Source organism: Afipia dichlorophenoxyacetatis (assembly GCF_055386385.1).
In genome coordinates, this window is record NZ_AP029250.1 from 1,580,845 (window position 1) to 1,593,583 (window position 12,739).

The window sequence follows — 12,739 nt, forward strand, 5'->3', positions numbered from 1 at the left end:
GATTTACGCGAGACTACTCCCGTACCGTGATGATTGTATGAGGCTTGAATGACCTCCGCTCAGGTTTTCCTGATTTCGTTCGCGGCGATGAGCATTGGAATTGCGTTCGGCAGATTGCTTCGCTCTCTTGTGCCGAATGGGCAACTCGATACGGAATCCAAGGAAGTCATCAAACTCGGTACGGGACTTGTCGGGACGTTGGCTGCCCTTGTGCTCGGTCTGATGACGGCGTCGGCCAAAACATCTTACGACACGCAGAACACCAATGTCAGAACGCTCGCAGCACAGCTGATCCTCGTGGATCAGTTGATGGTGCAATACGGTCCTGAGGCGGATGATCTTCGCCGCTTCACACGTGAGGCGGTCAATACGATGGTCGACAGGATCTGGCAGGAAGGGGCGCGCTCGTCCACGCAGGTTTCGCCATTTTCGTCGAGTCAAGTTGGTGGAAAATTCTATTCTGCGATCGACGCGTTGTCGCCGAAGAATGATGAGCAGCGGGCGTTGAAGTCGCGGATCATCGACACGAGCTTTGAGATCGCGCGTGTCCGGCTCGCGATCTTCACGCGTCTCGACAGCTCAATTCCAATACCGTTTCTCATCGTGCTGATAATTTGGGTGACGGTGATCTTCGCGAGCTTTGGCCTGTTCGCCGAGCAGAGTACGTTGGTGTTCGCGGCATTGCTGGTGTTCGCACTCTCGGTTTCCAGTAGCCTGTTTCTTATCATCGAGATGACGCATCCCTTTTCGGGTCTGATGCAGATACCGAAGGAGTATCTCAAAGATGTGCTTCCTGCGCTGAGCACTTGATGGGGTTGCGAGGGAAAGATCACTCTTCGCAAAATGCTCGGCGTGGGTTTGACCAGCCGGTTGCAAACGCCCAACCGCAATCAGGTCAATTCAGACAGAAGCCAACCCGATCAGCGCGTTGGAGCGCTGATCGGGTTTGGGCCGTGTCTTATCTCTGCAGAATTTAGTAGTCCCGCTCGCGATGCACGTCGTGCACCACGATGCCCATGCCGTCCTCCGGAATAGCCAGCCAGTCGCGGCGCTTCAGCGTGCGGCGGGTGTCTTCAAGGCCGCTCGCCCAGTGTTCGCGCATCGAAGTCGCTGAAAATTCGTGATCCTTGGAATCACCCTCGTAGGATTTCTGCTGATAGATCATCTGCAGGATAGTGATTTCCGGCAGGTCGGCGAACTTGTCGCGCAGCATGCGCTCATGGTCCGACAGCTGATCTTCGGGAATCTTCACAAGCGCCTTGTAGAAGTCGGCCTTCAGGTTGTTCATGCGCTTGTAGACGTCGGTGTTATAGCGCGTGCGTGAGGAATACATGATGTCCTTGTGCCGGGCCATCACCTCCTGAATGTCACGTGGCAGCACGCCGCGGGCATTGAACAGGTCCACTTGAAACACCAGCGAATTCTTCTTGTCTTCCTGGTCGAGCAGATGTTGTAGCGGCGTGTTGGACACGATGCCGCCGTCCCAGAAATGATCGGTGCCGATCTTCACCATGGGCAGGGCAGGCGGCAGCGCGCCGCTCGCCATGACGTGTTCTGGCTCGATGATTTCTTTCTTGTTGTCGAAGTAGAGGAAGTTTCCGGTCAGCACGTTCACGGCGCCGACGGCAAAATGCATCTTGCGTGAATTGATCAAATCAAAATCGACGAGCTCGAGCAGCGTCTCACGCAGCGGAGCAGTGTCGTAATAGCTGGTAGCGGTCTTTGCGCCGGCTGCGCTGAACCAGGGATTGACGTCGTGCGGCTTGAAGAAGCCGGGCTGGCCCAGCGTGGTGGTCAGGAACGAACTCGTGAGGTTACGTGCCTTGCGATAGACGTCGCCGTCCGGCGTGTAGTGCCACACTTTGCGGCTGGTGATGCGATCCCAGAACGTGCGCAGCCGTTCAAGGCGCCGCTCCGGCGGGTTGCCTGCGATGATCGCGGAGTTGATCGCGCCGATGGAGACGCCGCACACCCAGTCCGGCTCCATGCCGTCTTCGTGCAGCGCCTGGTAGACGCCGGCCTGATAAGCACCGAGTGCGCCACCGCCCTGTAGGACCAGCGCGACGCGGTCGCAGCGGTCTGGCCGCCAGCCAGGAGTTATGAAGGTGTCGGTATCAGGTGTACGCGCGTCCATGACTTTTGCCCCACTGCTCTTTGGTCTTCCGGTATCCGGTTCAGCCTCAGATTCCAGACAGGCGGTGACGCTGTCGTGACAGACGCGGTTTGCGGCGCGCTCGGCGGGCCATTTTCATGGCGATGATTAAAGGATTTGGGCGCTTGTCATCGGCATGAAGGAATTGTCTCACATCGCTGTCAAAGAGCCCCGCTAGCTGTCGTGCATTAAAAGTTACCGCTCCTTAACCGCGCTGCCGGTTGCGGAGAGGGGTCCCGATTTCGGCAGCCAGCCCAGAGTGGTCGATTAGCATGTTGTCCGGAAAATCCGCCATCGTCACAGGTTCAACCAGCGGCATCGGCCTTGGCATTGCGCGCGGCCTTGCGGCCAGTGGCGTCAACATCATGCTGAACGGCTTCGGCAATGCGGATGAGATCGAAGCAATCCGCTCCGACCTCGCGGGGGAGCACAACATCAAGGTGCTCTACAGCCCCGCCGACATGACCAAGCCGCAGGACATCGCCGACATGGTCACGCAGGCGGAGAATGAATTCGGCTCCGTCGACATCATGGTCAATAATGCAGGCATCCAGTACGTCGCGCCGATCGAGGAATTCCCGATCGAGAAGTGGGATGCGATCCTCGCGATCAACCTCTCCAGTGCCTTCCACACGACTCGTTTGGCTTTGCCCGCGATGAAGAAGAACTCATGGGGCCGCGTCGTGAATATCGCTTCGGCGCACGCACTGGTGGCCTCGCCATTCAAATCGGCCTACGTGTCGGCCAAGCACGGTATCGCTGGTCTCACCAAGACTGCGGCCCTCGAAGTCGCCGAGCAGGGCATCACCGTCAATGCGGTGTGTCCCGGCTACGTCATGACGCCACTGGTTGAGAAGCAGATCCCCGAGCAGGCCAAGGCGCGTGGCATCACCGAGCAGCAGGTGATTTCCGATGTGTTGCTCGCGGCGCAGCCGACCAAGCGTTTCGTCACCGTGGAAGAATTGGCCGCGGTGGTGACGTTCCTCTGCACTGACAACGCCAAATCCATCACCGGCATCACGCTGCCTGTTGACGGCGGCTGGACTGCTCACTGAAAAGGAAAAGCCCGATGCGCAAGGAAGACGTTCTCAGACTTCCCTCGATGCCGGCCGCCGGTCCCAGCTACCCTGCAGGGCCGTACCGTTTCATCGACCGTGAATTCCTGGTCATCACCTACGAGACCGATCCTGATCTGATCCGCGCCGGCCTGCCTGAGCCGCTGGAGCCGATCGATCAGCCCATCGTGCATTATGAATGGATCAAGATGCCGGATTCCTCCGGCTTCGGTTGCTACACGGAGTCGGGGCTTGTCATTCCCGCCCGTCTGCACGGCGAGGAAGTGAATTTCGTTTCCCAGATGTATCTCGATGATGATCCGCCGATCGCGGCGGGCCGTGAGATCTGGGGCTTCCCCAAGAAGTACGCTCATCCGAAGTTGGACATCGTGAAGGACACGCTCACCGGCACGCTGGAATATGCCGGGCAGCAAGTGGCCCTGGGCACCATGGCTTACAAGCACGGCGCGATGGCACACAACGGCGAAGAGACGCTCAAGACGCTGTCGAAGACCCAGATCAATCTCAAGCTGATCCCCGGCGTCGACGGACGTGCCGAGGTCGCCCAACTGGTCGCGATCAATCTCACGGACATCACCGTGAAGGGCTCATGGTTCGGGCCGGGCCGTCTGCATCTTGTCCCGCACGTGAATGCGCCGGTCGCCGATTTTCCGGTTCGCCGCGTGATTGGCGCGAAGCATTTCGTGGCCGACCTGACGCTGCCCTACGGCCGCGTGGTGCACGACTACAACAAAGAGGCGGCCGATCTCGCCGAAGCCGCTGAATAAGGCGGCCTGACATCTGGCTGTAACGGAAGTGTCGTCATATTGGCCGGTATCCGGGTGGTATGGCGGCATCCATCCGATGTGTCATGAGTTCTGACTGGGGCAGGCTGTGCAAGCGGAAGCATTAAGTACGTCGAACGTATCGATCGACCATTCGGCGTCTTCTGCCGTGATTCCGGGGCTGGTCTGGGCATTTCGCATTCATGCCGATGGTCGCTCCGAACCGCTCGATATCGAGCAGCCGGTCGACATTCGCGGCGACGGCCTGCTGTGGCTGCACTTCAATCTGGCTGACATCCGCGCCGAGCAATGGATTGCCACGTCGGCCCTCGATCTGCCAGGCCCGGCCAAAGCCCTGTTCCTGTCGAAGGACAATTTCCAGCAGATGCACACGGCCGATGACACCGTTTACGGCGTCATCTCGGATCTGTTGCGCGCCATCGACCGCGTCACCGAAGAAACCGGCTATCTGCGTTTTATCATGACCGAGCGGCTGCTGTTCAGCGGCCGTTACCAAGCCTTGTGCTCTGTCGATGCCACGCGCCGCATCTTGGAAAGCGGGCATCGCATCGGAAGCGTTGCGGAACTGTTCGAAACCATTGTCGAGTATGTCGCCGAGACCATGGAACGCGTTGCCGACCGTGTCGAGCAGGATCTCGACGGGATCGAGGAGCGGGTGTTGTCCGATGACACAGTCGACATGCGCAAGGATCTCGGCCGCTTGCGGCGGACTTGCGTGCGGCTGCATCGTCAGTTGTCGGGCCTGCGCTTCACTTTCCACCGTCTCGAAGAGAAAGGCGATGAGGTGTTGAAGCCGGCCGTGCGGTTGCGGGCGGGGAAGCTTGCGCAGCGGCTCGATGCGCTGGATCACACGATTGTCGAGATGCGTGAGCGCAGCCGCCTGCTTCAGGAAGAACTGCAGCTCAAGATGGAGGAGCAGAGCAACAAGAGCCTGCACTTGCTGTCGGTGCTGACTGCACTGTTGCTGCCGCCGACTTTGATCACCGGCATCTTCGGTATGAATACCAAGGGCCTGCCGCTGACCGATGTCGATTCCGGATTCTTGTGGGCAGGCGCCATGATCATCGGATCGTCGGCCGCTGCCTACTACATCATGAAACGCCTCGGGATCATGAGATAATCCGGGGCGGTTGTGCAGAGTCGATTACTCAAATCGCTGCGAACTATCGCCGCCGTTGCTGCCGCGTTGATAGGAGCGCAGCAGGTTGCATCGGCCGCTGATCTTCCGATCTCGGATGTGAAGAAGAACGCGGCCAAGACGAAAAGCCCGCGCGAGATTCTGGCTGATTGGGGCATCCAGTTCAGCGCAACCTATATCGCCGAAGTGTTCGGCAATCCGACCGGCGGTATGCGTCGGGGCACGATCTACACCGGGCGCCTCGATCTCGGCATGGATGTCGATCTTGAGAAGGTGATCGGCTGGACTGGTGCGACGTTCCACGCCAACATGTACCAGATCCACGGGCAGGGATTGTCGAGCGACTATGTCGGCAACCTGATGCTGGTCAGCGGTGTCGAGGCGCTACCGGCCACGCGCCTTTATGAGCTGTGGATCGAACAGTCGCTGTTCGATGGCAAATTGCTGGTGAAGGTCGGGCAGCAGGCGTCGGATGTCGAATTCTTCGACAGCAAGTACGACGACATCTTCACCAATTCCGCACTGGGGTGGCCCGGCATCACCGGCATCAATCTTCTTGCAGGCGGACCATCGCCGCCGCTCGCCGTGCCCGGTGTTCGCGTCAAAGCACAGCTGTCGGACAGCATTACGGCTTATGCCGCGATCTTTGATGGTGATGCCGCGCCGCCGGACAGCCCACTGGACCCACAGCTCGCCAATCCACATGGCGTTCTGTTCCGTGTCAACGACCCAGCCTGGATGATCGGGCAGCTCAAATACAAGTTCGATCTTGGCGAGGGCAAACTGCCGGGGACGATCACCGGCGGCGCGTGGAAGCACTTCGGTGAATTCAACGATATGCGTTATGCGGTCGGCGGGCTTTTGCTGGCCGATCCCGCAGGCTCGGGCGAGCCGCAGAAGCTGCGCGGCAATCAGGGTATCTTTGGCGTCTATGAGCAGATGTTTGCGCGTGCGACATCGAGCCCGGACAAGGGAGCCGCCTTCTTTATTCGTTCGTCGATTAGTCCATCCGACCGCAACTTGATCAGCTTCTACCTCGATGGCGGCTTCCTGTTCACCGGTTTCAGCGATGCGCGGCCCAACGACAAGATCGGCGTCGCAATGACTTATGCGAAGATTTCGGACGCGGCACGCCAGGCTGATCGCGATACGAATATGTTTACGGGTATCACAAGTCCGGTGCGCGATTACGAGGCCGTCTTTGAATTGACCTATGGGGCGGAAGTCCAGAACAATTGGACAGTGCAGCCAGTCTTCCAATACGTCTTCCATCCGGGCGGTGGCATCGTCGACCCCAACGATCCGACCCAAACCCATCGTATCAAGGATGCGGCGGTGTTGGGCTTCCGCTCGACGATCACTTACTGAACGGCCTTAGCTCCGGCGTGACGATTATCTCCTGGGCACGCCTGCGGTCACCAGGCCATCGCTCAGCCGTTCCATGAAGGCAGGTGTGAACGGCCACGCATCGCGCGCGGTGCTCACCGTGAGATCCTTGTCCTTGTGCAGAAGTTTGAGCGCGCAACGCCGCGCTTCGTCCCGCGCGCCCGCATGGACTGCGGCCGCTACGAGCACGCGTTCAGCCCAGAACGATTCCGGCCCGGCCGCCATGCCATCCTGAATCCATTTGATGGCGCGGTCATAGCGCCCCGCGTTGAAATGGGCGCAGCCGATGCCGATGAAGACCAGATGGCGCACCGGCTCGAATGGCATCAGGCGCAGCGTGATTTGAAGTTCGCGCAGCGCGGCGCTGTCGTCTCCAAGATAGCCTGACAGCCAACCACGCCGCAGCCACGCCCATGGTGACCACGGCTCGATCGTCAAGGAACGTTCGATCAGCTGGTCGGCTGCGCTGAGTTTGCGGTTGAGCGTCAGCGCACCGCTACACAAGCTCAGCACCAGCGCATCATGCGGGGCGAGCTGTCCCGCTTCGTCGGCGAATTTTTGCGACTGCGCGCGATCAAGCTGCGAGGTGCTGTTGAAGTTGTGCGCCGCGCGCTGGCCCCAGCACCAGGCTGCAATCGCTTTCGGCAATGCATAGTGCGGCGCGAGCTCTTGCGCCTGTTCGGCGTCTTCCAGCGCCGCACTGCAGGATTGCGGTCCCACCATGAAGGCTGAGCCCAAGGCTCGCCAGCTCAGGCGCATCGCTTCATCGACGATATCGTCATTGCCTGCCATCTGTCCGCGAACGGATTTGAGCGTGTCCGATGGCAGTTCGCCGAATTGCTCGCGGTAGTGCGCGGAAAAGCGGCCAAGCTGATTGAACCCGTTGGCGGTGGCAATGTCGGTCACGTTCGCACTGGTGTCAGCGGATAACAGTTGTTGTCGCGCGCGTGCCAGCCGCATGCGCCGCACCCAGCCCAATGGGGTGGTGCCGAGGTAAAGTCTGAAGTGCGCTTCCAGCGTGCGCGGCCGCACACCGGCGACCGTCGCGAGTGTCTCGAGCTGGATGGGTTCGTCGAGCCGACTGGCCAACCAATGCAGGGCATGGGCAACGCTCGCTGGCAACGCATGCCGCACGTGCAGCGTTGCGTCCTCGGCTCCCGCGAACGTGTCTGACTTCACACTCATGGCTCGCCTCCAATCCAGAATTGGGATCGGCGCAACCGGCGCTCAGGTCAAAAATTCGATGCGGATTCTGCACCATCTGGCGGAAACTGCATAGCAGCACAAACAGCTCCGCGTCAGGGTGCCACATGCCGCGTAGGCGGGCTTTACAACTCTGAACAACTCTTAGGGAGCGAGTGCCATGACAATGACCATGACCGCAGTTCCACCCGGACCGGATTTTGCCGTTGTTAAGACGCGCCAGCATGGTGCGTGGTCGTCTGGCGATTATGCAGTGGTTGGTACAACCTTGCAGATCGTCGGTGAAGACTTGTGCGAAGCGATTGATTTACGCGCGGGAAAGCGTGTGCTTGACGTCGCGGCCGGTAACGGAAATGTGTCGCTGGCTGCCGCGAGGCGCTGGTGCGACGTGACGTCGACGGACTATGTGCCTGCGCTGCTCGAGCGCGGCAAGGCACGCGCCGCCGCCGAGGGCTTGACCATTGCGTTCCAGGAGGCCGACGCGGAGGCGTTGCCGTTCAAAGACGCAAGCTTCGATGTGGTGGTGTCCACTTTCGGTGTGATGTTCACGCCCGATCAGGACAAGGCAGCCTCAGAGATGCTGCGCGTGTGCAAGCCGAAGGGCAGGATTGGTCTCGCGAACTGGACGCCGCAGGGCTTTATCGGGCAGGTTTTCAAGACGCTCGGTCAATATCTGCCGCCGCCGGCAGGCGTCAAATCGCCGGCGTTGTGGGGGACCCGCGAGCGGCTCACAGAACTGTTCGGCAACGGCGCGGCATCGATCCAGGCCCAGCCACGTCACTTCGCATTCCGCTATCGTTCGCCCGAGCATTTCCTTGATGTGTTCAGGACCTATTACGGTCCGACGCTCAAGGCATTTGCCGCGCTCGATGAAACCAAGCAGCGTAGTTTGCATGATGATCTGATCGCGTTGATCGGGCGTTTGAACACGGCCGACGACGGAACCATTGTGGTGCCGAGCGAGTATCTTCAGGTTGTGATCGTGAAGAAGTGATCAAGATCATATTCGGACAAGAGAAGCCCGCCGATTGAGGCGGGCTTTCCATTTGTGCGTCTAATGGTGCACAGGTTTGTGTGCCGAGACGACCATTGCAGGCATTGGAACGGCAAAACCGCCGTCGTGCTCGAAGCTCAAAATCATCTTGCGCAAATAGTGTTTGATATTCTCAAGATTCGCTGGATTCTGCCGGTTGAGAACAGCCGCCGCGCGCACGGTGCCGGAGGAGATCGCCTCGACGAAAGCTTCGGGCGAAGGTACGCGCCAGACCAGCGGAATCTCTGTCCCGGAAATGTCCTTGAATCCGGCGCGGCTGAGCATATCCGAAGCAGTTTTCACATCGCCATAGCTGAAGAAATTGGGTCCCGGAGGCAATCCGACATCGAGCGAGCCGTGTTCACGGATAGCATCGTAGACCATCGATATGCCGATGCACTTGCTCGCCTCACACCATGACGCATAAGCAAACCGTCCGTCCGGCTTGAGCACGCGGAATGATTCCGCTGCGGCTCTGTGTGGGTGCGGGACATGAGGCATGCCGAACGAATTGACGACCGCATCGAACTGCTTTTCGGCGAAGGGAAGTGCCTCGGCATCGCCTTCAATGAATCTGATGTGTGGATAGGTCTGTCTCGCAAGGCGAACTTGAGCCGCCGAGAAATCCAGTCCGATCGCCTCGGTGCTCATCTTGTGCGCGGCGGCCGCGACGTAACCCGCGCCGCACGCCACGTCGAGCACCTTGTCGCCGGCCTTCAGCTTCACGGCCTGGAGCAGGCTGGGGATGCAGCCTGCTGTCACCTCGCCGAGATGCTGGTGATACGAAGTGACAATGGCATCCTTGTTCCAGCCAGTGTGTTCGAAATCCCAGAACGTGTCGGGTGCGATCATGGCATCAGCCCCCCATTGCGTTTCCTCAGTTGGCAAAGAGGCAAGTGCGAGAAGCTCTCGCGAACATATAAAGCGCAAAGCTACGCGCGGTAGTCCCGCCCTAACGGATCGTGACGTTAATTTTCCGGGACACGACCGGCGGATCGAACGGGTAATGCTTGGCATCGCCGAGCACCAGTTGCAGCGTGTACTTCCCGGGCGGTAGTTCGATGCGCGCCTCAGTCTGGCCGGCGCCGAAATGCATGTGGGACTTGTCCTGCGGAATGGGCTCATTGGGATTGAGCGGTTCGTTGACATTGATCAGGAGATGATGGTGGCCGGCATTGGCGAAAGTATCGCCCGCGTGGGTGACGCCCATGTTGCGCAACCCGAAGCGGCACCAGAACGCGCCTTTGATGACCGCACCATCCTGCGGCCAGACGAAATAGAGATAGGCATCCTTCGCCGCCGGCGTTTGCTGCGCGTGAGCTGCAAAGGACAGCAATGTTAGCGTCGTCGAGAGCGCGATGATCCGGATGATGCCCATTGCTGTCACTTCCCTTACGGCTTGTCCTCACGAGATAGGGCGACCCGAAATCCATGGGTCGGATAGCGCACCACGGCGTCGTAACGGTCGCGGCTTGCGGGGCGGGTTGAGCGGGCGTCATTACGCCACGAGCCCGATCTGATCACGCGTGAGGTACAATCGCCGTCGGCGGTCCATGCCGAACCGTCGGAAGGGGCACCCTGGTAATTTTTATGCCAGCAATCCTCGACCCACTGATCGACGCCGCCGCCCATGTCGTGCAGGCCAAATGGATTCGGCTTGAGGCTTCCGACTTTTAATGGTTGCTCGCCGGCAGCCGCGTCGAGGCAATTCTTGCAATTGACTATTCCGTTTCGAAATTGATCGCCCCACCAGTAAGTGGTCTGCGTGCCGCCGCGCGCGGCGTATTCCCATTCGGCCTCACTCGGCAGCCGGTAGGGCTTCTGGGTCTCCTTGGAGAGCCAGGTGACGAATTGCTTGGCGTCGTTCCAGCTCACATCTGTGATCGGCGCGTCGTCGCGGCCTGTAGCGGTGAACGAGCATGCCTTAGCTTCGGCGCAATTGTTCCACTCGCGAACCGTGATCGGCGTTTTGCTGATTGCAAGCGGCTTCACCGATACGCGATGGATCGGTCGCTCGGAGAGATCGTCATTGCTGCCCATGGAGAAGCTGCCGCCGGACAGCGGCACCATGTCCGGCTCATTCGTCTTCGCTGCAACGGGCGGAGGTGTGATCGCCGCTGGCGCAGCGGCCACTGCTGGTGGCGCCTTGGGAGCCGCTTGCGGCGCGGGGGCGGCTTGAGTGGGTTTAGCTTGCGACAATGGAGGTGTTACGGTGATCGCGGGCGCCTTTGCCACGTCTTGCGGAGGTGCTGCTGGCGGGGCTGTCGGAGTTGGCGTGGCGGAAGGCGCTTTAGTTGTCTCTGCTGGAGCAGGGATCGGCGCCGGCGATGGGGCGGCCGGTACGGGCACTGTGACCGGCGCGGGTGCGCGGCTTGCGATCAGATGATCGCGGGGCTTGATCACGAAGTACCAGAACGCGCCGGCTGCAACGGACAGCAGCACAACAGTGGCGGCAACGAGCATCGCCGCGAGTGGCCGTATCCGGTTTTCGATCAGCGCCGATGGATCGGGAAGCACCCGATAGACCCGCACGGGATCGGTGATGTTCTTGACCTGCTTGTCGCCGAGCGACTGATAGCCGCAAACGAGCTTGTGTTTGACCTGCTCGTAGATGCCGCCGGAAATGAAGATCTGTCCCGGGCTGGCAATGCCTTCGAGACGGGAAGCGACGTTGACGCCATCGCCATAGACATCCTCGCTCTCGACAATCACGTCGCCAAGATTGACACCGATGCGGTAGACGATCCAGTTCTCGCGCGGCTGCGATGCATTGCGTCCCACCATGCTCTGCTGGATGACGATGGCGCAGCGCACCGCTTCGACCGGGCTATCGAAAATCGCAATGAAGCCGTCGCCTGTGGTTTTCACCAGCCGGCCGTGATGTTCCAGGATAGTCGGTTCGACGAGGTCGCGTTCGATCCGCTTGACGCGCGCGTAAGTTCCGTCTTCGTCGAGCTGCATGAGGCGGCTGTAGCCTGCGATATCACCCGCAATGATCGCCGCCAGCCGGCGCGAGGATGGATCATGCGGATGCTCCCCGTCATTCCCAGTTCGGAAGTGGTGGATTTCGCCGCGCATTGTCGAGCGCCTCGCTGATCGGAACTCGCAATTGACAAGCGAGCGATCATTTATTGTTCCGTGCGATGCACGGCCGGCAAACAAAAGGCTACGCCGAATGGGCGATCCAGACAATTACCTCATATGGTCGATAGGACAGGAAGACTGTCACGTACATTTACACGTTGAACAATCAAACGTGCTTAAGTGCCCAATGTCCGATGACTGTGAACTGGGACGCACCATCGCTCTGACGGAGCAGTGCGAGGTGTTCGACGGTAACTGAGCTAAGAGCAAGAGCAGCGAAGCGTTTCTGCAGGACTTCCAGCACGCTGTCGCGCCGCTCAACCGGGAGTGATCCGGTGAGTGTCATGTGGAAGCGAAATTCCTCGAACACGTAAGGATAGCCCCAGCGGTCGAGATACGCGATCTGCTGCTCCGTCAGAGCAGAAACATTGCGCCGAGCGCGATCCTCTGGTGTCAACGGCGCGCGGAAGTCGTCGAACGTCGTCACGCAGTCGGCGGCGAATGTCTGCAGGTCAGGTGAAGGCGCATTCGGCACGATGGCGATGAAACTGCCGATGGCGCGAACAACCGGCGTGATCACCGGGATGGTGTGGGGCTTTTGGATGAACGCCTCGATCGCCGAGATGAGTTCATTCTCGGTCTTGCCGGGTGCCAGCGTGATCGGTGCTTTCAGTGTGGCATGAAAGCCGTACTTGCGCGGATCGACGGTGATCTGCTTCCAGTCCGCGATCTGTGCTTCGATCCCGTCAGCGAAAGGCAGCGCCTTTCCCGTGAAGGCATCATAGCCGAGCACACCCGCGCCGAAGCGATAAAGCGCGCTGTCGGCTGAGGGGACGAAGTAGATGGCGTAACGGGGATACTGCGGCATGCGATGATTTAATT

The 12,739-nt window shown here is 59.7% G+C and carries 12 protein-coding genes; 6 read left to right on the top strand and 6 right to left on the bottom strand.

What is annotated here, in order from left to right:
* The first annotated feature begins 48 nt into the window (after positions 1 to 48).
* The gene (locus ACZ5C3_RS07300; protein ID WP_464036464.1) at positions 49 to 810 is read left to right on the top strand and encodes a bestrophin-like domain; all 762 of its coding nucleotides are present in this window, start codon (positions 49 to 51) and stop codon (positions 808 to 810) included.
* 163 nt (positions 811 to 973) lie between these two features.
* Here the strand turns inward: ACZ5C3_RS07300 and ACZ5C3_RS07305 are convergent, their stop codons facing one another.
* The gene (locus ACZ5C3_RS07305) at positions 974 to 2,134 is read right to left on the bottom strand and encodes a patatin-like phospholipase family protein (RefSeq protein ID WP_464036466.1); all 1,161 of its coding nucleotides are present in this window, start codon (positions 2,132 to 2,134) and stop codon (positions 974 to 976) included.
* Positions 2,135 to 2,424: 290 nt separating this feature from the next.
* On the opposite strand from ACZ5C3_RS07305, the gene ACZ5C3_RS07310 reads away from it, so the two are divergent.
* The 4 genes from ACZ5C3_RS07310 to ACZ5C3_RS07325 all read left to right on the top strand — a co-directional run bounded on the left by ACZ5C3_RS07310 (position 2,425) and on the right by ACZ5C3_RS07325 (position 6,519).
* A complete protein-coding gene (locus tag ACZ5C3_RS07310; protein WP_464036467.1) occupies positions 2,425 to 3,207 on the top strand; it encodes a 3-hydroxybutyrate dehydrogenase in 783 nt (260 codons plus the stop codon).
* 14 nt (positions 3,208 to 3,221) lie between these two features.
* A complete protein-coding gene (locus tag ACZ5C3_RS07315) occupies positions 3,222 to 3,995 on the top strand; it encodes an acetoacetate decarboxylase (RefSeq protein WP_464036469.1) in 774 nt (257 codons plus the stop codon).
* A 106-nt stretch (positions 3,996 to 4,101) separates the two neighbouring features.
* Entirely contained in the window at positions 4,102 to 5,133 is a 1,032-nt protein-coding gene (locus tag ACZ5C3_RS07320) for a transporter (RefSeq protein ID WP_464036471.1), read from the top strand.
* Between the two features lie 12 nt (positions 5,134 to 5,145).
* A complete protein-coding gene (locus tag ACZ5C3_RS07325; protein WP_464036473.1) occupies positions 5,146 to 6,519 on the top strand; it encodes a carbohydrate porin in 1,374 nt (457 codons plus the stop codon).
* Positions 6,520 to 6,543: 24 nt separating this feature from the next.
* Here ACZ5C3_RS07325 and ACZ5C3_RS07330 read toward each other — a convergent pair whose 3' ends face one another.
* A complete protein-coding gene (locus ACZ5C3_RS07330) occupies positions 6,544 to 7,722 on the bottom strand; it encodes a tetratricopeptide repeat protein (protein WP_464036475.1) in 1,179 nt (392 codons plus the stop codon).
* A 184-nt stretch (positions 7,723 to 7,906) separates the two neighbouring features.
* Between ACZ5C3_RS07330 and ACZ5C3_RS07335 the strand changes: the two genes are divergently transcribed.
* Positions 7,907 to 8,734 carry a class I SAM-dependent methyltransferase gene (locus tag ACZ5C3_RS07335; protein WP_464038281.1) on the top strand — a complete coding sequence of 276 codons (828 nt, stop codon included), beginning with the start codon at positions 7,907 to 7,909 and terminating at the stop codon, positions 8,732 to 8,734.
* A gap of 60 nt (positions 8,735 to 8,794) precedes the next feature.
* On the opposite strand, the gene ACZ5C3_RS07340 is transcribed toward ACZ5C3_RS07335, so the two are convergent.
* The 4 genes from ACZ5C3_RS07340 to ACZ5C3_RS07355 all read right to left on the bottom strand — a co-directional run bounded on the left by ACZ5C3_RS07340 (position 8,795) and on the right by ACZ5C3_RS07355 (position 12,725).
* On the bottom strand, positions 8,795 to 9,625 hold the full coding sequence (locus tag ACZ5C3_RS07340) for a class I SAM-dependent methyltransferase (RefSeq protein ID WP_464044617.1): 831 nt from the start codon (positions 9,623 to 9,625) through the stop codon (positions 8,795 to 8,797).
* A gap of 100 nt (positions 9,626 to 9,725) precedes the next feature.
* A complete protein-coding gene (locus tag ACZ5C3_RS07345; protein WP_464036478.1) occupies positions 9,726 to 10,151 on the bottom strand; it encodes a DUF4399 domain-containing protein in 426 nt (141 codons plus the stop codon).
* Positions 10,152 to 10,165: 14 nt separating this feature from the next.
* Positions 10,166 to 11,851 (bottom strand): SUMF1/EgtB/PvdO family nonheme iron enzyme, encoded by a 1,686-nt coding sequence (locus ACZ5C3_RS07350; protein ID WP_464036480.1) that lies wholly within the window; start codon positions 11,849 to 11,851, stop codon positions 10,166 to 10,168.
* 172 nt (positions 11,852 to 12,023) lie between these two features.
* Entirely contained in the window at positions 12,024 to 12,725 is a 702-nt protein-coding gene (locus tag ACZ5C3_RS07355; RefSeq protein WP_464036482.1) for a DUF1045 domain-containing protein, read from the bottom strand.
* Positions 12,726 to 12,739 lie beyond the last annotated feature (14 nt).

Excerpts from the sequence above, each read along its gene's own strand:
- ACZ5C3_RS07300 (WP_464036464.1), top strand. The coding sequence starts at position 49 with ATGACCTCCGCTCAGGTTTTCCTGATTTCGTTCGCGGCGATGAGCATT.
- ACZ5C3_RS07305 (WP_464036466.1), bottom strand. The coding sequence starts at position 2,134 with ATGGACGCGCGTACACCTGATACCGACACCTTCATAACTCCTGGCTGG.
- ACZ5C3_RS07310 (WP_464036467.1), top strand. The coding sequence starts at position 2,425 with ATGTTGTCCGGAAAATCCGCCATCGTCACAGGTTCAACCAGCGGCATC.
- ACZ5C3_RS07315 (WP_464036469.1), top strand. The coding sequence starts at position 3,222 with ATGCGCAAGGAAGACGTTCTCAGACTTCCCTCGATGCCGGCCGCCGGT.
- ACZ5C3_RS07330 (WP_464036475.1), bottom strand. The coding sequence starts at position 7,722 with ATGAGTGTGAAGTCAGACACGTTCGCGGGAGCCGAGGACGCAACGCTG.
- ACZ5C3_RS07335 (WP_464038281.1), top strand. The coding sequence starts at position 7,907 with ATGACCATGACCGCAGTTCCACCCGGACCGGATTTTGCCGTTGTTAAG.
- ACZ5C3_RS07340 (WP_464044617.1), bottom strand. The coding sequence starts at position 9,625 with ATGATCGCACCCGACACGTTCTGGGATTTCGAACACACTGGCTGGAAC.
- ACZ5C3_RS07345 (WP_464036478.1), bottom strand. The coding sequence starts at position 10,151 with ATGGGCATCATCCGGATCATCGCGCTCTCGACGACGCTAACATTGCTG.
- ACZ5C3_RS07350 (WP_464036480.1), bottom strand. The coding sequence starts at position 11,851 with ATGCGCGGCGAAATCCACCACTTCCGAACTGGGAATGACGGGGAGCAT.
- ACZ5C3_RS07355 (WP_464036482.1), bottom strand. The coding sequence starts at position 12,725 with ATGCCGCAGTATCCCCGTTACGCCATCTACTTCGTCCCCTCAGCCGAC.